Source organism: Methylobacterium sp. OAE515, from assembly GCF_041806315.1.
GTDB lineage: Bacteria > Pseudomonadota > Alphaproteobacteria > Rhizobiales > Beijerinckiaceae > Methylobacterium > Methylobacterium tardum.
Window position 1 is genome coordinate 172,540 of sequence record NZ_JBGMUV010000001.1, and the last position, 20,789, is coordinate 193,328.

At 71.4% G+C, this 20,789-nt stretch carries 12 protein-coding genes and 1 pseudogene; 9 read left to right on the forward strand and 4 right to left on the reverse strand.

What is annotated here, in order from left to right:
* Positions 1 to 134 precede the first annotated feature (134 nt).
* Positions 135 to 3,354: pseudogene (locus ABIE45_RS00860) on the reverse strand (DNA translocase FtsK).
* Between the two features lie 411 nt (positions 3,355 to 3,765).
* On the opposite strand from ABIE45_RS00860, the gene ABIE45_RS00865 reads away from it, so the two are divergent.
* A complete protein-coding gene (locus tag ABIE45_RS00865) occupies positions 3,766 to 5,829 on the forward strand; it encodes an NAD(+) synthase (RefSeq protein ID WP_192709836.1) in 2,064 nt (687 codons plus the stop codon).
* Between the two features lie 115 nt (positions 5,830 to 5,944).
* Positions 5,945 to 6,175: a hypothetical protein gene (locus ABIE45_RS00870; protein WP_192709835.1), complete on the forward strand. Its 231-nt coding sequence runs from the start codon at positions 5,945 to 5,947 to the stop codon at positions 6,173 to 6,175.
* A 225-nt stretch (positions 6,176 to 6,400) separates the two neighbouring features.
* Here ABIE45_RS00870 and ABIE45_RS00875 read toward each other — a convergent pair whose 3' ends face one another.
* Positions 6,401 to 9,847 carry an AsmA-like C-terminal region-containing protein gene (locus ABIE45_RS00875; protein WP_192709834.1) on the reverse strand — a complete coding sequence of 1,149 codons (3,447 nt, stop codon included), beginning with the start codon at positions 9,845 to 9,847 and terminating at the stop codon, positions 6,401 to 6,403.
* A gap of 436 nt (positions 9,848 to 10,283) precedes the next feature.
* On the opposite strand from ABIE45_RS00875, the gene ABIE45_RS00880 reads away from it, so the two are divergent.
* The 7 genes from ABIE45_RS00880 (at position 10,284) to ABIE45_RS00910 (ending at position 17,289) form a co-directional block, all read left to right on the forward strand.
* Complete coding sequence (locus ABIE45_RS00880) at positions 10,284 to 12,656, forward strand: UvrD-helicase domain-containing protein (RefSeq protein ID WP_192709833.1); 2,373 nt, start codon at positions 10,284 to 10,286, stop codon at positions 12,654 to 12,656.
* A gap of 563 nt (positions 12,657 to 13,219) precedes the next feature.
* Entirely contained in the window at positions 13,220 to 13,936 is a 717-nt protein-coding gene (locus tag ABIE45_RS00885; protein WP_192709832.1) for a PhoH family protein, read from the forward strand.
* A 133-nt stretch (positions 13,937 to 14,069) separates the two neighbouring features.
* Positions 14,070 to 14,291: a hypothetical protein gene (locus ABIE45_RS00890; RefSeq protein WP_192709831.1), complete on the forward strand. Its 222-nt coding sequence runs from the start codon at positions 14,070 to 14,072 to the stop codon at positions 14,289 to 14,291.
* 157 nt (positions 14,292 to 14,448) lie between these two features.
* Positions 14,449 to 14,733, forward strand: a complete 285-nt coding sequence (locus tag ABIE45_RS00895; RefSeq protein WP_192709830.1) for an accessory factor UbiK family protein — start codon at positions 14,449 to 14,451, stop codon at positions 14,731 to 14,733.
* Positions 14,734 to 15,023: 290 nt separating this feature from the next.
* Entirely contained in the window at positions 15,024 to 15,533 is a 510-nt protein-coding gene (locus ABIE45_RS00900) for a YbjN domain-containing protein (RefSeq protein WP_192709829.1), read from the forward strand.
* Between the two features lie 26 nt (positions 15,534 to 15,559).
* On the forward strand, positions 15,560 to 16,363 hold the full coding sequence (proC, locus tag ABIE45_RS00905) for a pyrroline-5-carboxylate reductase (protein WP_192709954.1): 804 nt from the start codon (positions 15,560 to 15,562) through the stop codon (positions 16,361 to 16,363).
* A gap of 104 nt (positions 16,364 to 16,467) precedes the next feature.
* Positions 16,468 to 17,289: a TetR/AcrR family transcriptional regulator gene (locus ABIE45_RS00910; RefSeq protein ID WP_192709828.1), complete on the forward strand. Its 822-nt coding sequence runs from the start codon at positions 16,468 to 16,470 to the stop codon at positions 17,287 to 17,289.
* A 300-nt stretch (positions 17,290 to 17,589) separates the two neighbouring features.
* Here ABIE45_RS00910 and ABIE45_RS00915 read toward each other — a convergent pair whose 3' ends face one another.
* Together ABIE45_RS00915 and ABIE45_RS00920 are read right to left on the reverse strand one after the other, a co-directional pair.
* On the reverse strand, positions 17,590 to 19,485 hold the full coding sequence (locus tag ABIE45_RS00915; RefSeq protein WP_373622055.1) for a methyl-accepting chemotaxis protein: 1,896 nt from the start codon (positions 19,483 to 19,485) through the stop codon (positions 17,590 to 17,592).
* A 671-nt stretch (positions 19,486 to 20,156) separates the two neighbouring features.
* Complete coding sequence (locus ABIE45_RS00920; RefSeq protein WP_192709826.1) at positions 20,157 to 20,591, reverse strand: histidine kinase; 435 nt, start codon at positions 20,589 to 20,591, stop codon at positions 20,157 to 20,159.
* Positions 20,592 to 20,789 lie beyond the last annotated feature (198 nt).

Sequence of the window (20,789 nt, forward strand, 5' to 3'; positions counted from 1 at the left end):
GGCAGAGTCTCCTGGGGGCCCAAAGGCGGGCTCCGGCGGCGAACAAGGGGCGGGACACAGGGCTTAGAAACCCGCCCTGTGGCGAAGATGCGACGTCCGGGCCGCCCCCCGTGGGAGGCGGCCCGGACAGCGTCTCACTCGTCGTCGTACATCCCGCTCGACATGTGCGGCGCGCCGGCGACCAGGATTTCGCGCTTGCCGGCATGGTTGGCCGGGCCGACGATCCCCTCGATCTCCATCCGCTCCATGATCGAGGCGGCGCGGTTGTAGCCGATCTGCAGCCGGCGCTGGATGTAGCTGGTCGAGGCCTTCTGGTCGCGCAGAACTACCTCGATCGCCTGCTTGTAGAGATCGTCCGAGTCGCCGCCGGCCGCCGCCGCGAAGGCGCCGATGTCGAAGACGGGCGCCTCCTCCTCGGGCTCGTCGGAGCGTTCGGCCTTGTCGGCCGCGGCCGCCTTGCCCGCGGCCCCGGCCGCCCTCCTTGGCGGGCTCCTCGGGCGAATCGTCGGCGGTGACGGCGTCGAGGTAGCTGGGCCGGCCCTGGCGCTTGAGGTGGGCGACCACGCTCTCGACCTCGCTGTCCGAGCAGAACGGCCCGTGCACGCGCGTCGTGCGCCCGCCGCCGGCCATGAACAGCATGTCGCCCTGGCCCAGAAGCTGCTCGGCGCCCATCTCGCCCAGGATCGTGCGGCTATCGATCTTGCTGGTCACCTGGAAGCTGATCCGGGTCGGGAAGTTCGCCTTGATCGTGCCGGTGATCACGTCCACCGACGGGCGCTGGGTGGCCATGATCAGGTGGATGCCGGCCGCGCGCGCCATCTGCGCCAGCCGCTGGATCGCGCCCTCGATGTCCTTGCCGGCCACCATCATCAGGTCGGCCATCTCGTCGACCACGATCACGATGTACGGCAGCGGCGCCAGGTCCATCGCCTCGTCCTCGTAGACCGCCTCGCCGGTGTGGCGGTCGAAGCCGGTCTGGATCGTGCGCGTGATGGTCTCGCCCTTCTCGCGGGCCTCCTTCATGCGGGCGTTGTAGCCGTCGATGTTGCGGACCGCGATCTTCGACATCTTCTTGTAGCGCTCCTCCATCTCGCGCACGGCCCATTTGAGGGCGATCACAGCCTTCTTCGGGTCGATGACGACGGGGGAGAGCAGGTGCGGGATGCCGTCGTAGACCGACAGCTCCAGCATCTTGGGATCGACCATGATCAGGCGGCACTCTTCCGGCTTGAGCCGGTAGAGCAGGCTGAGGATCATGGTGTTGATCGCCACCGACTTGCCCGAGCCGGTGGTGCCGGCGACCAAGAGGTGCGGCATGCGCGCGAGGTCGGCGATGATCGGCTCGCCGCCGATGTTCTTGCCCAGACACAGAGCCAGCTTGTGCTTGCTCTCGGCGAAATCGGCCGACGAAAGCAGCTCGCGCAGGTACACCGTCTCGCGGGTCTCGTTCGGCAATTCGATGCCGATGACGTTGCGGCCGGGGACGACCGCGACGCGGGCCGAGACCGCCGACATGGAGCGGGCGATGTCATCCGACAGGCCGATCACGCGGCTGGACTTGGTGCCCGGCGCGGGCTCGAGCTCGTAGAGGGTGACGACCGGACCGGGCCGCACCGCCAGGATGTCGCCGCGCACGCCGAAATCCTGGACCGTCTGCTGCAGGTTGAGGGCGTTCTGCTCCAGCACGTCGGCATCGACCTCCTCGCTGCCGCCCGGCGCTGGCAGGGCGAGCAGGTCGAGGGACGGCAGCTCGTAGTCGGCGTTCTCGATCGGGGCGATCTCGAGATGGCGGCCGGCCGGGATCAGGTGTGCCCGGGGCGCCACCATCGGCACCGCGACCGGCGCTGGGACCGGCAGGGCAGCGACCGGCTCGACCGCGACGGGCTCGACCGCGACGGGCTCGGCCTCGACCTCAGCCTCGGCCGGAACCGGCTCGGGCTGCGGCGCCAGCTTGCCCCGGAGCAGGACCGGGCGCGGAGTCATCGGGATCACCACGCGCTCGGCTTCGGCACGCTCGGTGACCGAGGCGGCCGCCGTCGGCGCCGGGACGGCTTCGGGCTGGGCCGGGGGCGCCGGCGGGAGCGGGCTCGGCTGGCCGGCCGCGCGGATCGCCGCCCGAGCCGCCATGGCGCTCAGGACCGGGGCGCGGCGCGGGGCCTCCGGCTCGGCCGCGATGCCGGGGCCGAAGACCAGCGACAGACCGGACGCCGCCGGGGCGGCGGACGGCAGGAAGGCGCTCCGGATCGCCGCGGCCTCGTCGGTCCGCTGGCCGGATTCGACGCCGTTATCCTGCCCGTCGGCGGGCCGCGGCGGCTGGTCGAACCGCACGAGCCGGTCGAGCACGTAGACCGGCCGCGGCGGCAGGGAACGCAGGTGCGAGACGTCGAGGGGCATCGACACGAAGCGCTCGTCGGACGCCGCCGGCGCGACGACGCCCTCGGACGCCGGCACGGTTGCGGCGGGCGGCGCCTCCAGGGCCGACCAGGCGTCCACGGACGACCAGTCGCCGCCCTCGAACCAGGGCTGAACTTCGGACCAGTCCGGAAGGTCGGACCAGTCGCGGGCCGGGACGACCTCCTCGATCGCCGCCGCGACGACCGGCGCGGCCGTCACGGGGGCGATCACCGCCGTCGACGCGGCGAGCTCGACAGCGGGCCGGACCGGGCGGCGGTCCGGCGTGCGGAAGAAGCGGACGCCCGGCGGCGCGACGAAAGGCTGGCGCCACAGGGGCACCGCCTCCGCGTCCAGCGCGGCGGCTTCGGGCAGGGCCGGTGCGGCGGACAGGCGCTCGGCCTCCTCGGCGGCAAGTCGTGCGCGCTCGATGTGCTCGCGCTCCGCCTCGTCGCGCGCGGCCCGCTCGGTCTCCTGAGCGAGGGCTGCCGCCTGCGCGTCGGCGCGGGCGCGCTCCAGGGCGACGCGCTCGGCCTCGAGGGCACGCTGGCGGCGCTCCTGCAGCACCGAATCGGGCGTCCGGGTCCAGCGCACGGCCGAGGGCGCGGCCGGAGCCGGCACGGGTGCGGTGGCCGGCGCCTGCTCCGGCGCGATGGCGGAGGGACGGCGCGGCTGGCGCACCAGCACGCCCGGCGAGGAGGCGCTGCGGTCGATCCGGCTCTCGAGGACGGGCGCGTCCAGCGCGTCGAGGCTCGCCCGGTCGTCGAAGATCTGGGCCGGCCACTGGGGCTCCGACGGAGCGGCGCGCGGGGCGCGCTCTGCGGAGTCGCGGCCGACCATCGCGGCCGGCGCGGTGAGCCAGCTCGGCTCCGCCCGGCGTCCGGGGGCGCCGTAGGACGGGCGCGCGGGCAGGCCGGCCGGGGAGCCGGACAGGCGGCGGGTGAGGCTGGCGCGGAGAGCCATCAGCCGGTGCGCAAGGGCTCCCAGGGAGAGGCCCGAGCGGTCGCCGCCGCGCACAGGGCGGGCGGGGTCACGGTGGGAGTACGGAGGCCGTCCCGATGCGCGCATGGGTTCTCGAACGATACTCGAAACAGGGATCCGCCGACGCGCGGCGGCTGTCCCTGAGTTAGGCCATTCGTCGTTAATGGAGGCTTGCCACCGATTGCGGTGCGGAAACCATGCGGGGTCCTTCGCCCGACCGCCGCCTGGTCATTCCGGCGCGTCGCAGGTGGACCCCCGATGCCAAGGCGGCTGTGGAGGGCAGACGGAGGCCAAACTCCGTCCCGACGCGTTGACCGGCGTGACGCGGTGCTGCCACCACCCTGCCGCGTCCCATATAATATTCGCAGCCACCCCTCATCCGGACAGGTGCCCGTGTCGCAAGCCACCTCCGAATCGCCGGCGCGCTTCCGCTCCCTCTACCGCCACGGCTTCGCCCGTGTCGCCGCCTGCACCGGCCGCAGCCACCCGGCCGAACCCGAGCGCAACGCCGACGTAATCCTCGACCTCGCCCGGACCTGCCACGATTCGGGGGCGGCGCTGGCGGTGTTCACCGAACTCGGCCTCTCGGCCTACGCGATCGAGGACCTGCTGCTGCAGCAGACCCTGCTGGACGCGGTCGAGGCCGCCGCAGCCCGCGTGATCGCCGAAACGGCCAGCCTCCGGCCGCTGCTGCTCGTCGGCGCGCCGCTGCGCTGGCGCCACCGGATCTACAACTGCGCCTTGGCGATCCAGGGCGGCCGCCTGCTCGGCGTCGTGCCGAAAACCTTCCTGCCGAATTACCGGGAGTTCTACGAGAAGCGCCACTTCGCTTCCGGCGCCGGGATCCTGGGCGAGATCATCCGGGTCGCCGGTCACGAGGCGCCCTTCGGCGCCGACCTGCTGTTCCCGGCCGAGGATCTGCCGGGCCTCGTGGTCGGGGTCGAGATCTGCGAGGACCTGTGGGTGCCCGAGCCCCCCGGCATGCGCGCGGCGCTGGCGGGCGCCACGGTGCTGGCGAACCTCTCCGGAAGCCCGATCACCGTCGGCCGGGCCGAGTCGCGGGCGCTGCTGTCCCGGGCGGCCTCGATGCGCGGCGCCTGCGCGTATGTCTACGCCGCCGCCGGCCAGGGCGAATCGACCACCGACCTGTCCTGGGACGGCCAGACCAGCATCGACGAGTTGGGTGTGCGTCTCGCCGAGGGTGAGCGCTTCCCCGAAGGCCCGGTGACGACGACGGCCGATATCGACCTCGACCTGATCGCCCAGGAGCGGCTGCAGGCCGGCAGCTTCGACGACGATGCGCGGCGCCACGCCCTCCCCTATCGCCGCGTGCCGTTCCGGCTCAGCGCTCCGGAAGCCGATCTCGGCTTGATCCGGCGGATCGAGCGCTTCCCGTTCGTGCCGGCCGATCCGACGCGCCTCGCGCAGGATTGCTACGAGGCCTACAACATCCAGGTCGCCGGCCTCGCCAAGCGCCTGGAGGCCACCGGCACCCGCAAGGCCGTCATCGGCGTCTCGGGCGGCCTCGATTCGACCCACGCGCTGATCGTGATCGCCAAGGCCTTCGACCGCCTGGGCTACCCGCGCTCGGACATCCTGGCCTACACGCTGCCGGGCTTCGCGACCTCGAACGCCACCAAGACCAACGCCCACGCCCTGATGAAGGCGCTCGGCTGCACGGCGGCCGAGATCGACATCCGCCCGGCCGCCAAGCAGATGCTCGCCGACATGAATCACCCCTTCGCCAAGGGCGAGGCGGTCTACGACGTGACCTTCGAGAACGTGCAGGCGGGCCTGCGCACCGACTACCTGTTCCGGCTGGCCAACCACGCCGGCGGCATCGTGGTCGGCACCGGCGACCTCTCGGAGCTGGCGCTCGGCTGGTGCACCTACGGGGTCGGCGACCAGATGAGCCACTACGCGGTCAATGCCGGCGTGCCCAAGACGCTGATCCAGCACCTGATCCGCTGGGTGATCGGCAACGGCGAGGTCGGGCCGGACGAGGCACGCACCCTCCAGGCGGTGCTCGACACCGAGATCTCCCCCGAGCTGGTGCCGGTGGACCAAGACGACAGCCCGCAGAGCACGGAGGGCACGATCGGCCCCTACGCGCTGCAGGATTTCAACCTGTTCTACACGCTGCGCCACGGGTTCCGGCCCTCGAAAATCGCCTTCCTGGCGCTCCACGCCTGGGGCGACCGGGAGCGCGGATTCTGGGCGCCGGACTTTCCCGAGACCAAGCGTGTCGCCTACGACCTGCCCGAGATCCGCCGCTGGCTCGCCGTTTTCCTGACCCGCTACTTCGGCTTCAGCCAGTTCAAGCGCTCGGCGCTCCCGAACGGGCCGAAGGTCTCGGCCGGCGGCTCGCTGTCGCCGCGGGGCGACTGGCGGGCGCCCTCGGACGGGTCCGCGCGCATCTGGATCGAGGAGTTGAACCGAAACGTCCCTGAAACTTGACCGTCACAAACTCGACTGATTGTGCCATTATGAGCACGGTCAAGCCGATTTTTCGCAATGCAAGATCTTGTATTGGGAAAATTTGGCGCGAGGGCGGCCAGGCGGAGGACTTCGGATGCGAAGCTACAACCTGTTCCAGCTCAAGAGCGTGGAGGGCCTCTGCTGCGCGGTGCCGGAGGCGAGCAGCGTCCCGCCCTTCATCGGTGCGGGCCGCTGGACCTTCGGCGGCAAGCTCTGCGACGGCAGCCGGCAACCGCTCGACTTCGACGATCGGGCCGCCGACACGGCGGTGCGCTTCAACGGCTTCTACCTGTTCCAGACCGTCGACCGGCGCTTCCTCGCCTGAGGGGATGGGGAACCGGTCCGGGGTGCGCTCCGGCGCTGTCCTTGTCGGGTGCGCCCGCGGCATACCCGGACGTCGGATCAACTGTCCGTGCGAATCCTGGGCACGACGGCAGCCACTGGCCGGCCAGACAGGATGCTATGCGGGCTGCCTCTCCCGCACCGGTCTCTGAGTTCACACAGCAGCTGCGTGGGTGTCGTCGGCCCAGTGGGCGAATCCCCTGAGCGATTACGGATGCTGCGCCTCGGCGGGTGCGGCCCCCTGCCCTTCGCCCTGCGCTCGGCCCCGCTGGGTGGCCTCCTCGGCGGCGGCGCGCTCGGCGGCGGCCTTCTCGGCCGCGGCTTTGTCGGCAGCAGCCTTCAAAGCCGCGGCGCGGGCCCGGTCCATCTCGATCCGGGCGCGGCGCCGCTGCCGCTCCACCTGGTCGGCCTCGGACAGCTCGATCGTCTCCAGTTCGCGCTGCAGCACGAAGGCGGCGAGCCCATTCGACAGCGCGCCGACATCGAGGGTCCGTTCGGGCGCGCCGAGCGGCCCCGTCAGCCCGAGCTGGACGGCCGGCGGGCCGGCATTCCAGCCCCGGGGCACCGGGCCGCCGGCGAGCGTGCCGCGGGCGTCGAGTCGGCCGGCACGCAGGTCGTAGCCGACCGTGCCGGTCCAGCGCGTGGGTCCGAAATCGATGTCGAGGGGGCCGGCCCGCAGCACGCCGCCGACGATGGTGGCCGCGGCGCGGGCGGGGCCGCGTGCCTGCGCGCCGCCTTTCGCGAGTTCCTCGGAGACCAGGGCCTGGAGCCGGCCCTTGCGCAGGGGGTCGTCGATCTCGGCCGCCCGCGCCAGGGCCCGTCCGAGCCCGGCGGGATCGGCCTCGGGCACGCTCAGGTCCTGAAGGGTGAGCGTGCCGCTGCCCGAGAGACCCTCGCCGAGGCCCGTCAGCGTCTCCGCCGTGGTGGAGACGCGCAGGTCGGCGCTCAGGCGGCCGCCGAGCGGGCTGCCCCCGGCGAGCGCCGGGATCGCGGCCGCGTCAATCTTGCCCTCGCCGGTGATCGCGGCGGCCGCCCCGAGCCGGGCGATCGTGGCCGAGCCCGCGATCCGTCCCCCGGCGAGCTTGGCCGTGAGGTCCTGCAGGGTCAGGCTCGTGTCGGTCAGCCCGAGAGCGAAGGAGGCCTCGGTCGCCACGAGGCCGCGCCCGAGCTCCAGGCTGGCGATGCGCGCGTCGAGGGCGGCGGACGGGTGCGGCGGCGGCGGCGCGAACCGGCCGCTCGCCTCCGTCGGAAGCAGCAGCGCAGCGGCGAGCTGCGGCAGCGACAGGCGGTCCAGGCCGAGACGGCCGCGTAGGGCCCCGCCGGGCGCCCGCATCAGCGTACCGGTCACGCCCGAGCCCGCGACCTTGCCCGTGAGGGCGGCGACGCTGTCGCTCCCGTCCCGCGACAGGGTGACGGCCAGGTCCGCCGGCCAGGCGCCCGGCTGGAGGCGCGTGGCCCCGGCGAGCGTCAGGAACGGGGCGAGATCGGCCGTGTCGGCCCGGACCTCGCCGCCGACGGGTACGGCGTCGGCCCCGATCTGGAGCGGCCGGCCGGTCGCTATCCGGATGCCCGCCACGGTTCCGTCGATGGTGAGGGCGAGGGTGTCGGCGCCCGGTCGCTCGGCCTTGAGGTGCAGTTCGGCGGGACGCTGGAGGCCGGCGATGTCGGTCCGCCCGAACCACAGGCCGGCGCGCGGGGTCGTCAGAGTGGCGGTGCCGCCCTCGATCCGCGTCCCGCGGCTCGCCAGGATCAGGTCGAGGGTGCCGCCGCCGGCATTGCCCTTCGCCTGGGTGCGCAGGGCCTCGGAAGCGCCGCCCTCCCGGTCGAGGGCGACGGCGAGATCGAGGGGCGCGTCCCGCAGGAAGGCGGGCAGCAGGCGGATCTCGCCGACCCAGACCCGTTCGAGCAGGCCGAGCAGCGGCGCCGCCACCGGGGCCTTCAGGCGCCCCGAGACGCGGCCGGTCCCGTCCGCGCTGATCCGGCCGGAGAGCGCGGCGCTCGCGCCCGCGAGGTCGGTCACGTCGAGACTGTCGACCGCGAGGCCCGCGCCGTCCGACTGGATGCGCGCCGCGATGGTGCCGTTTCCAGAGCCCGCCGCCCCGAAGCGGACGTCCCGCGCCTCCAGGGTCAGAGCCAAGTCGAGATCGCGCAGACTCCCCAGCGCCGTCCCGACGGGCGGGAGGCCGGCGATGTCGATGCCGCTCGCGCGGATCTGCGCCTCGAACCGCCCGCGCGTTCCGGTCTCCGCGGCGGTGTAGCGGGCATTGCCGGTGATCCGTGCCGGCCCGAGGCCGAGCCGGAGGTTGCGCAGGGACAGGCTCGCCGCGTCGGCGGACACGTCGGCGGCAGCCTCGATCCGGCGTCCGTCGAGGAGCACGGTCAGGGGACCGTCCAGGCCGAGGCGGCGCAGGTAGCGGCCGAGCGCCTCGGAATCCGGCGCGCTCAGCACCACCGGGCCGGTCAGGCGGAACGGCGCGGTCTCGACCTGCCCGCTCACGCTGACGCTCGAGTCCGCCGGTCCGGTCACCGCGAGGCGGCGCAGCAGCAGGCCGCCCGCACGCTCCAGGGTGCCGGTGAGCGCGAGGTTCGACCATTCCTCGCCGCCCACCACGGCGCTGCCGACCGCGAGATCGAGGTCGAGCATGGCCGGCAGGCCCCCGGCCCAGCTCGGCAGGCCGCGGGCGATCAGGCTCTGGCCCTCGGGCGTGGCCAGGAACGCGTCGAGGTCGAGGCGGCGGCTCTCCAGGTTCAGGCCGGCGCGCCACTGGCGCAGGTCGAGACGGCCGGTCCCGTTGAGCCGCAGGGCGCGGCCGCCCGGATCGATCGCGAGATCGACGTTCTCGAACCGCACCTGGGTGCCGCGGGCCTTGAAGGCCCCACCGATGGAGAACGGCAGGTAGGCGCCGGCGGCCTGGGTCGGCGGTCCGACCACGAGGCGGGCGGAGCCCTCGGCCTCGACCGAGACGGCGCGGCCGGATTCCGCCGGGACGAGGCCGAAGCGTGCATCCGCCTCGAACCGTGGATGCGCGTCGCCGCCGCCCGAGATCTTCACGGCGAGCCGCCCGTCGGGCCCCGGCGTGCCGCTGACGGCGCGGAACGGGATGCCGCCGCTCGTTCCCTCCACGCGCCAGGGCCCGACCAGGGCCGGCGCCTGGAGGGTCAGGTCCTGGACGTAGAGCTGGTCGGTCCGGCCGGTGGCCGGCACCTGCGTGGTGACGAGGAACTGCTGGACGTGCAGGGCCTCGATCGCGAAGTCGCGCGCGCGCAGGGCCTCGCCGAAATCGGTCGGCAGCTTCAGGGCGTCGGGTCCGGCGAGCGGGAGCTTGATCTCCGCCCGGCCGATCCGGGTCTCGGTGAAGCGGAACTCGCCCTTCAGGAGGGGCGCCAGGGCGATCTCGGCCTTGACGAACCGGGCGTCGAGCGTGGGCCGGTCCGCGTCGGCTCCCAGATGCAGCCGGTCGACGCGCAGCCGGGGCGACGGCAGCAGGCGGACCTCGATCCGGCCGTCGGTCCGGGCCGGGACACCGATGGACCGGGTGATCGCCCGCTCGACCAGCGCACGATGGGCCTGCCAATCAACGAAGGGGGGGACGGCAAGCGCCGCCACGAGAACCAGGATGACGGCGCCCGCCAGCGCGGTCAGAAGATCACGCAATGGTCCCGTTCCGCACCATCTCTGCGCGGGGCCGCGGCCTCATCGTGCCGCCGCGCCCCGCCTGCCCCCGCGAGTCAGTCGCCACGGCCATAGCACGATAAGTCCCCGCGGGCGCCAGCGGCGATGCCGGCCCGGCTGCCGCGCCGTCAGACCCCCGTCGCTCCGGGGTGCCTGGACTCGCACGGGAACACAGCAGGCGGGCAATTTGCAGCCGCTGTCCGCGCAGCGTCGCGCGTGGTTCCCGTGGCGCGGCGGATCTGGATTCCGGGCTCCGCTTCGCGGCCCCGAAATGACGGCGTGCTGTCGTGGGGCGGTGGCGAGACGACGATCCAAGGTGCGTTTACCCGGGTGTTCGCCCCGCGCACGCCGGCCTTGGCTATCCCCATCGCGCGCGAACCACCTCGACGCCGTTCGCGATTTGGTCCAGGGATGCGGGATGCAGAACCGCCCGCACGCGCAGCCCGCCGGGGACGGCGCTCCCGCCTCCTCCATCGCCGCCCGCGCCATGGGCGCGCTCCGCCGCGACGCCGCCGCCTACCTCGAAGGCCTCAACCCCGAGCAGCGCCGCGCCGTCGAGACCACGGAGGGCCCGGTCCTGGTGCTGGCCGGCGCCGGCACCGGCAAGACCCGGGTGCTGACCACCCGCATCGCCCACCTGATCGCCACCAACCGTGCCCGACCCTTCGATATCCTGGCGGTGACCTTCACCAACAAGGCCGCCCGGGAGATGAAGCACCGGATCGGTGCGCTGATCGGCCCCGCCGGCGAGGGCATGCCCTGGCTCGGCACCTTCCACGCGATCGGCACCAAGATCCTGCGCCGCCATGCGGAGCTGGTCGGGCTGAAATCCGACTTCACCATCCTCGGCACCGACGACCAGCTCCGGCTGATGAAGCAGGTGATCGCCGATCAGAACGTCGACGAGAAGCGCTGGCCGGCCCGCGCCCTGTCCCACGCCATCGACGGCTGGAAGAACCGCGGCCTCGGGCCGGAGCAGGTGCCCCCGGGCGAAGCCGCCTCTTTCGCGTTCGGCAAGGGCGGCACGCTCTACACCGCCTATCAGGCCCGGCTCGCGACGCTGAACGCCGTCGATTTCGGCGATCTTCTGCTCCTGTGCCTCAAGCTCTGGCGGGAAAATCCCGACGTGCTCGCCAACTATCAGGACCGCTTCCGCTACATCCTGGTGGACGAGTACCAGGACACCAACGTCGCCCAGTACCTGTGGCTGCGCCTGCTCGCGCAGAGCCGCAAGAACATCGCCTGCGTGGGCGACGACGACCAGTCGATCTACGGCTGGCGCGGCGCCGAGGTCGACAACATCCTGCGCTTCGAGCACGACTTCCCCGGCGCCGTGGTGGTGCGGCTGGAGCGCAATTACCGCTCCACCGGCCACATCCTGGCGGCTGCCTCGGGTCTCATCGCCAAGAACGAGAGCCGCCTCGGCAAGACCCTGCGCACCGACGACGAGCCGGGCGAGCGCGTCACCGTGACCGGCGCCTGGGATTCCGAGGAGGAGGCGCGGATGCTCGCCGAGTCGATCGAATCCCTTCAGGCGAAGCAGCACCCCCTGTCGGAGATCGCCGTGCTGGTGCGGATCTCCGCGCAGATGCGCGAGATCGAGGACCGCTTCGTCCAGCTCGGCCTGCCCTACCGGGTGATCGGCGGCCCCCGCTTCTACGAGCGCGCCGAGATCCGCGACGCCCTGGCCTATCTGCGCGCCACCATGAATGTCAGCGACGACCTCGCCTTCGAGCGCATCGTCAACACGCCCAAGCGCGGCCTCGGCGACGCGACCCTGCAGCAGCTCCACACCTATGGCCGGGCCAACCGGCTGCCACTGCGGATCGCCGCGGAGCGCCTGTGCGAGACCGACGAGTTGAAGCCCCGGGTCCGCTCGACCCTGCGGGCGCTGACCGAGAGCTTCTCCCGCTGGGCGCGGCTGGTGGAGTCGCAGCCGCACAGCGAGGTGGCGCAGATGATTCTGGAGGAATCCGGCTACACCGAGATGTGGCAGAAGGACCGCTCGGCGGATGCCGCCGGGCGCCTGGAGAACCTGAAGGAATTCGTCCGCTCGATGGAGGAGTTCCCCGACATGGCGGCCTTCCTCGAGCACGTCTCCCTGGTGATGGAAGCCTCCGAGACCGAGGGCGCCGAGCGCGTCTCGCTGATGACGCTCCATGCCGCCAAGGGGCTCGAATTCGACACCGTGTTCCTGCCCGGTTGGGAGGACGGCCTGTTCCCCAGCCAGCGGGCGCTCGACGAGAGCGGCCGGGCCGGCCTCGAGGAGGAGCGGCGCCTCGCCCATGTCGGTCTCACCCGGGCGCGCAAGCGGGCGAAGCTGTCCTTCGCGGTGAACCGGCGCATCCACGGGCTGTGGTCCTCGACCATCCCGTCCCGGTTCATCGACGAATTGCCCGAGACGGCGGTCGACGTGGTCGAGGCGCCCGCCCATTTCTCGGCCGGAGCCTCGCGGTTCGACCGCAACCCGACGCCGTTCGGGTCGAGCTACGGCACACCCGGCTGGCAGCGGGCGCAGGCCAACACGGCGCCGCAGGGCGGCCGCGGCTTCGGCTCCGCGCCGGGCGGCCGGTCTGGCGGCTTTTCGGGCGGTCCGCGCCAGATCGAGGGCGAGCTCATCGCCAAATCGACGGGCGCGCCGTCGGCGTTCGAGATGGGCCAGCGCGTGTTCCACACCAAGTTCGGCCCCGGAACGATCGCCGGCGTGGATGGCAATAAGCTGACCGTTGACTTCGACAAGGCCGGCCGGAAGATGGTCCTCGACAGCTTTATCCAGGCTGGATCGAGCTAGTCCCGCCGACCAAGCCCGGACGTTTCAGGGCAGCAGGGTCGGCCGGCTTCGCCCCTGCGGGCGGGGAGGATCCGCGATCGTGCCGGATGCCACGCCACTCCGTCCCGTACGGCATCCGGTCGAGGCTTTCCGTTCCCGCAATCCATCCCGGCATCGCGCGCGCTGCGCGGCGACCCAGGGCGGCGGGAGATGCACCAGCGTGGCACCGCTGGCTTTCTCCGCTCTGCTCGTGCGGTCGACGCGCGGAGGCGGCATCGCTCCGGCCCACCCTGATGCATCCGCGCCAGCCGCGCGGCATCTTCGAAGCCCCGCCCCGCACCGTCACCCCTTGGTCACACCCGGCGCGCAATCGTCGGGCGCGAAGCGCGCTGGTGCGGCAGTTGCATCGCGTATTCGGCCGCGTACGGCATGTCGTGACGCTCTCCACAGGCTGACGAACGCGGGGCGGAACCTTCGGTCTAGGGCCGGTATTAAGTCCGCAAACGAGTAGAACCGGGAGCAAGCAGGTAAACGGCAGTTCAGAAACAGATCCAGGTTGGCAAGTCCCGTTGGAGTGTACATCCATGAAGAGACGCCGCGCACGACTTGAACTGGTTGAAGACCGCACGTCCCGCATTCATCGCACACGCTTCGACGAAGAACGCAACCTCGCTCCGATCCAACCGCTCACCGAGCGGCAAGCCGAGTATCTCGACGCCCTTGCCCGCTCCCCGCAGGTCATCGTCCTGGGGCCGGCCGGCACCGGCAAGACCTTCATCGCCGGCACCCGCGCCGCGGATCAGCTCCGCCAGCGCCGCATCGCCAAGGTGGTGATCACCCGCCCGAACGTGCCCTCCGGCCGCTCGCTCGGCTACTTCCCCGGCACCCTCGAGGAGAAGATCGCCCCCTGGGTCGCCCCGCTGACCGAGGCCATGAAGGAGCGCATGGGCGCCGCCGCCTTCGACATCGCCCTCAAGACCGGCGACATCGAGATCGTCCCCTTTGAGGTGATGCGCGGGCGGACCTTCAAGAACTGCCTCGTGATCCTCGACGAGGCGCAGAACACGACGGTCAACGAGATCAAGATGTTCCTGACCCGCATCGGCGACGATTGCCAGGTCATCATCAACGGCGACGTCTCGCAGACCGATCTGCGCGAGACCTCGGGCCTGCGCACCGTGATGCATCTGATCAAGAGCCGGATGATGCCGATCCCGGTGGTGGAGTTCACCCGCAACGACATCGTCCGCTCGGGCATCTGCGCCGAATGGGTGAAGGCGTTCGAGGAAACGAATCTGTAACCTGGAAGTTGATGGCGGCGGGTCCTCGCAGACCCGCCGTGCCGCCCCGCGGCACGAGACGACTCTCCGTACCTCCCATCCGGGAGGATGAACCGGGCACCATACCCGGCCATCAGAGAACTGGAGTCTCCTCGTGAGGAAATTCACCTTCGCCTTTGCCGTGCTGGCCTCGCTCGGCGGCGCTGCCCTCGTCCAGCCCGCCTCCGCGGCCCCCGCCATGCCCGGCGCCGTCGCCGCCCCCGATGCGGTGACCCATGTCCGCATGACTCCCATGGAGCGCCGGATGATGCACCGCCGGATGGAGCGGCGCATGATGCATCGTCGCATGCACCGCCGGATGATGCGCCACATGTGATCGCGCAGGCGGAGCGGCGGCCCACCGGCCCCGCTCTGCCCTCCCGGGGGCTCGCCCCGATCGGGCGTTGCCCCCCATCGCGAAGATTCCTATCTCGTCACCTCGAATCGCGCAGTCAGGCGGCCGTCGCGGCAGCCGGCCGATCCGGGAGACCAGGATGCCCCCCTCCAACCGACTGTTCGACGATCTCGCCCGCCTGATGACCGATGCGGCCGGAGCCGCACAGGGCGTGCGCCGCGAGGCCGAGACCGTGGTCAAGGCGCAGCTCGAACGCGTGATCCGCGACCTCGACGTCGCCTCGCGCGAGGAGCTCGACGTGCTGCGCGATCTCGTCACCAACCTGCAGGCGCAGAACGCGGCGCTCACGGCCCGCGTCGCGGCCCTGGAGGCGAAATCCGGGGCCGCCGGAGCGGGCGCGGCGGGCCTCAGCGAGGTGGTCTGAGTCTCCGCGGCAACGCCGGGGGCTTTTACACAGGAAGCGGCAGCGACGATCCGGTTTCCTGTTCACTGAACGAGGCCTGCACTTTGTGTCGCGAGTCACGGCCGGTCTATAGTCGGGCATAGGGTGATTCGGGGGCTGCGGGGCGATGTCCGCGGAGCTTCGACAGTCGATCGTTTCACCGCCGGCCTAGATCTGCCGGTCGTTTCAGTTCTCGGAGTGTTCTCGCGCTCCGGTTTCGCGTCACCGTCACGTCAGGCCTGGACTCGTCTGGGTCGTCCTTTTGGATCGTCATGCCGCTTCTCAACGTCGACTTCCACGACCCGGACCGGAACGAGCATCCGCTCGACGTCGTCGAGCGGCTGGCGTCCCTGCGCGACTGGATCTTCGACCGGGCCGAGACCGACGAGATGTCGGTCACGAGCCCCGGCCGATGGACCGACTACAACGTCGCCTTCACGTGGATCGAGGACGTGGAGGCGCTGCACGTCGCCTGCGCGTTCGACCTGAAGGTGCCGGAGCGGCAGCGGACCGAGGTGATGCGCCTCGTGGCGCTGATCAACGAGCAGCTCTGGGTCGGACATTTCGACCTGTGGTCGAGCGACAGCGTGGTCATGTTCCGGCACGCCCTGCTGCTGACGGGTGGGGCGGTCCCGACCCATCCGCAATGCGCCACCATGATGAAGACCGCGGTCGACGCCTGTGAGCGTTACTTCCAGGCGTTCCAGTTCGTGCTCTGGGCCGGCAAGAGCGCCCGCGAGGCGCTGGACGCCGTCCTGTTCGAGACCGAAGGCGAGGCGTGACGGCCGCGGGCGCCGCCGCGGCGCGGATGCCGGCCTCCCTGGTCCTGGCCGGGGCCGGCAAGATGGGCGGCGCGATGCTGACGGGCTGGCTCGACGCCGGCCTCGACCCGCGCCGCACGACGATCATCGATCCGGTGCCCGCCCGCGCGATCGTGGATCTCTGCGCCGCGCGGGGCATCGCCCTGAACCCGCCCGATCCCGAGCCCGGCGCGGTGCTGGTTCTCGGGATCAAGCCGCAGGGCTTGGAGACGGCCGCCCCTGGGCTGGACCGGCTGATCGGCCGCGACACGCTCCTCGTCTCGATCCTGGCGGGCAAGACCATCGCCGACCTGCGCGCCCGGCTGCCGCGGGCGCGCGCCGTCGTCCGGGCGATGCCCAACCTGCCGGCGAGCATCTGCCGGGGCGCCACCGGCGCCTGCGCAAATCACGAGGTCTCGCCCGAGCAGCGCGCGGCTGCCGAGGCGCTGCTCGCGGCGAGCGGCACGGTGGCGTGGCTCGCCGACGAGGCGCAGATCGACGCGGTGACGGCGGTCTCGGGCTCAGGCCCGGCCTACGTCTTCCTGCTCGCCGAGACCCTGGCCGAGGCCGGCGTCGCGGCCGGCCTGGACCCCGACGTGGCCCGCGATCTCGCCCGGGCGACGGTGGCGGGCGCCGGCGCGCTCCTCGATGCGAGCCCCGCCGACGCGGCGGAACTGCGCCGCAACGTCACCTCGCCCGGCGGTACCACCGCGGCGGCGCTCGACGTTCTGATGCGCCCGGACGGCCTCCACGCCTTGATGCGGGAGGCTGTGGCGGCGGCCCGTCGGCGGGCCGGGGAACTCTCCGGCTGACAGCGGGCCGGCCTCTGTGCGGCATGGCCGCGCGACGGCCCTGCCCTTCGCCGCCGGGCCACCTACATGAGGCGACACGACCGACAGATGCGGGCGACCGACCCATGACCGACAGCAAAGCCTCCCCGAAGCGCCCCCGCAAGACCGCGAGCCCCGCGAAGGCGAGCGGCACCGACGAGAACGTCACGCAGGTGGGCGGTGCGGCCGAGGCCTCTGGGCAGGCGGGCGCAGCGCCGAGCGACAGCCCGCCGAAGCTGCCACCCCGGGAGGCCGCCGTCGAGGCCCTGATGCGCCTCGCCGCCGAGCAGCCCTGGAACGACATCGAGGTCAGCGACATCGCTCGGGAGGCGGGCCTGACCTTGGCCGAGTTGCGCGACCTTTTCCCGTCGAAGGGCGCGGTGCTCGGCGGCCTCACCCGGATCATCGACCGCAAGGTCCTGGAGGGCGACCTCGCGGGCCTCGAGGAGGAGCCGACCCGCGAACGCCTGTTCGACGTGCTGATGCGCCGCCTCGACGCCATGGAGCCGTACAAGCCAGCGCTGCGCCGGATCGCCTACGCGCTCCGCGGCGAGCCGCTGTCGATGCTGGCGCTGAACGGCGTCATGCTGAACTCGCACCGCTACATGCTGGCGGCGGCCGGGATCGACACCGAGGGGCCGCTGGGCCAGCTCAAGCTGCAGGGCGTGGTGATCGCTTTCGCTCGCGTGACCCAGGTCTGGCTCGACGACGACGATCCGGCGCTCGCCCGGACCATGGCGCGGCTCGACAAGGAGATCCGCAACGGCGAGCGCTTCATGGAGCGGGCCGCGGATGTCCGCCGGCTGACGGCGCCGCTGCGTGCCCTTGGCCGCTCGTTCCTGGAGCGCCGCCCGCGCGAGCGCCGCGGACAGGACGGCGACGAGTCGGATCCCGCCGCCGCGATCTAGCGGCGCTTCCGATCCGGTCGCGCCAGGCAGCAGGCCGTTTCGGAGAACGGTTGTCCAAACCATGCCCCTCCTCCTGAAGTGCGGCGTGAGCCGCCTCAAAGGAGGGCTCCAGCCAGACGCGCGATCCCTGGAGCCCTTCTTCGAGGCTTTCGCTGCGCTCCGGCACCTCAGGAGGAGCGGGCGGGATGGGTCACGGCAGCCCAGGACGCGGTCGTCTCCTTTGACTCGACGCTATCGGGAGCCGCGCTGGGCGACGGATCCAGCGGACGTGGGGATCCCGGACCGACCGGCGCTTCTGCCTTAAGCGGCCTGGATGTCGCTGAGGAAACGGTCGACGTCGCGTTTGACGGTGAGCGACTGCGCCGCCAGCTCGGCGGCCGCGCTCTGCACCTGCGCGGCCGCGCTGCCGGTCTGGCGGGCGGCAGCCAGAACCCGCGCCACGTTGGCCGAGACGTCCTCCGTGCCCCGCGCCGCCTCGCCGGCATTGCGCGAGATCTCGCTCGTCGCCGCCGTCTGCTCCACAACAGTCGCGGCGATGGCGCCGCTGATCTCGTTCACGGCGGCAATCGTGCAACCGATCTGCTGCATCGCCTCCGCGGCCTGGCCTGAGGCCGCCTGAATCGCGGCGATCTGAGCGCCGACCTCCTCGGTGGCCCGCGCCGTCTGCGCTGCGAGCTCCTTCACCTCGGCGGCGACCACCGCGAAGCCCCGCCCCGCCTCTCCGGCGCGGGCCGCCTCGATCGTGGCATTCAGAGCCAGCAGATTGGTCTGGCTGGCAATGCCCGAGATCAGGGTCACGGCCGCACCGATCTGCTCGGCCGCCGCGCGCAGGCTCGCCATGGCGGCGTTGGTCGCCTCGGCCTCGTGGGCGGCATGACCGGCGACCTCGTTGGAGCGGACGACCTGCCGCTCGATCTCCTGGAGCGAGGAGACCATCTCCTCGGCCGCCGCCGCCACGGTCTGGACGTTGGACGAGGTCTGCTCGGCCGCCGTACTCGAGGTCACGGCCTGGCTGTTGGTATCGTCGGCCACCCGGGTCATCGCCCGTGCGGTGGCGTCGAGCTCAGTGGTCGCCGTCGTGACGATGTCGAGCGAGGCGGCGATCTTCCGCTCGAACGCCTGCACGAGGTCATCGACCCGCTCGGACCGGCGCAGGCGGGCGGCCTGCTCGGCCGCCTGCGCGGCCTCCAGCTCGGCGCGGGCGACGGCATTCTGGCGGAAAATGTCGACGGCGCGGGCCATCGCCCCCATCTCATCGGTCGCATCGCGATAGGGCACCAAGACCGCCAGATCGCCGCCAGCCAGCTTCGTCATCGCCTCCGTCATGCCGTCGATCGGCCGGATGATGCTGCGGGCGAGCACGAAGGCCAGGATACCCCCGAGAATCAGCACCGACCCGACCAGGCCGATCAGGATGGACCGAGCCCGTGCCGCAGTCTCCGCGGTGTCCCGGGCAATCTTCTCGCCGGCCGCCAGGATCCGGTCGCGCAGCGCTTGGCCGATTCGGTCGATTGCCTCGACGTGGGGCTTGATCCCGGTCTCGAACGTCGCCTGCGCGGCGTCTGTGGCCCGGTCGTAGGCGCGCAGGCCCATCGCGCTCGCCGTCAGCGCGTCGCGGACGGCCCTAACCTGCTGCGCGAAGGCGGTCCCCTGCGGCTCCTTGAACCCATCGATGACCGCCAGAGCTTGTTCCACCCGCTCCTCGAAGGCTTTGCGGTCCTGTGGATCCAGGCTGATCACGAAGCGCGCGGAGGCGAGGCGGGAGCGCAGCACGGCAGTCTCGATATGCTCGGCGCGCGCGAGCATCGACTCGCCGGCGCGTGCACGCGCCTCCACGAGCAGGATGTTCAGCAAAGCAGTGAGCGTATTGCCGACCTCGAACAACTTCGCTTTGGCATCACGCAAGCTTGCGCCTGTCGCCGCGAGCCGGTCCAGCTCCGGTTTCATCGTGCGGGCGCTGGCGCGCATGTCGTCGTACAGTTTCCGCCCCCCATCCGTCATGGCCAGCGAGACGTGCTTGTCGCAGGTCTGCTCGATCGCCTGCCGAGCCTGCTCCATCGCGCTGATCAGCGCGGTATCCGGATGCAGCCGGTACCGCTCGGCATGTCCGATCAGACGCGCGGCATAACCGTCGATTGTGAGGACCGATTGCCTTCCCCGTTCCACGCGCTCCTGCAGCGCGCGTTCTTGGTCCATCACACCCTGCTGATAAATCGCATACGCACCGATAAGGCCCGTCAACATGACGAGCATCGCAAATCCCGCGTAAAGGCGCGTACGGATCCCAAATCTCACGGATCATTCTTCCAAAAAACAGGCCCATCATTCGGCCGCATGATAGATGATACTAACATGACAACATCATGTCGCCAGATCAAGTTGAACTTGTACTACAGAATTTGCTCGGACAGACTTCGACCGAATATCTGATTTCGCGGCCCCGACACCATCCCCGAGTTTCTGACGCATCGGCAAACCAAATTTGCCGCATTCTCGCTACGATGTACCAGTGCTGGGCATTCGCTCGCGTCGCATGACAGCGTCACCTTGTACGTGTACGCTGCCGGATCGGCGCGAAACCCCGCGCGCCCGCGCTGTCCGCTCGATCATGTCGGTGACTGCATTTGAACAGTCCCGCCGTTTACATCGCGCGATTCGGGATCAAAGCGGAACCATCAATTCCCATGGCTCGACGCTCCGCAGACGCCGTTGACGCAGCGTCCCTGCCGCGGGGCGACCCTCGATTCACCGATGCGTCGGCTCGGGTTTGCGCGCCCGCTCGGCCGGGATGCGCTCCAAGTTCGGCGGGATGCTCTCAGCGTCGCGGCCGCCCGCCGGCCGAGCCGGGGAGAAGTTGAAGCGGCGCCTCAGGCGGCGCGGCTTGCCAGCGCCTCACGCATCGTCGTGGCGACCATCCCGTTCTGGAGCTGGTCGCGCGGGACGAGCAGCGCGTCGGGCACCCGGGCCGAGACCTCCGGGCCCATGGCGTCGACCGGATCGCGGGCGAGGATGATGCGCAGGCCCGGCCGCAGGGTCCGCGCCTCGACGGCGAGCTGCGCGCAGCACAATCCGCCATGGAGCGCGGTATCCACCACCATCACGTCGACCGGCAGGCCGAGAGCCAGCACCGTCATGGCATCGACGCCGCGGTCGCAGGCGGTGACTTGGTAACCCAGCATCCGGACTTGCGCCGAGACCTCGTCGCGCCAGCGCTTGTGGCGGCCGACAACCAGCACCTGAATACGGTAGCAGCTGCCCTGGGGAAGGCTGTCGGAGGCAGTCTCGACGTCGGCTGGGGGCATTCCGCACTCGACTTCGCGCTGGCTTTGCGATGCAGCATGCTAAGCTGGGAAGCAATCCACACGCAAGCCCGCCGCCGTGAAGGCGCCGCATTCGGCGCCGCCGCTGCACAAAGGCGATGCAGCCCGAAGCGTGACCAGACACTGGGCACGCAGTTGACGGCGCGGCGGTCCCGTGGGCAACACCGGCCGGCCGCGGCC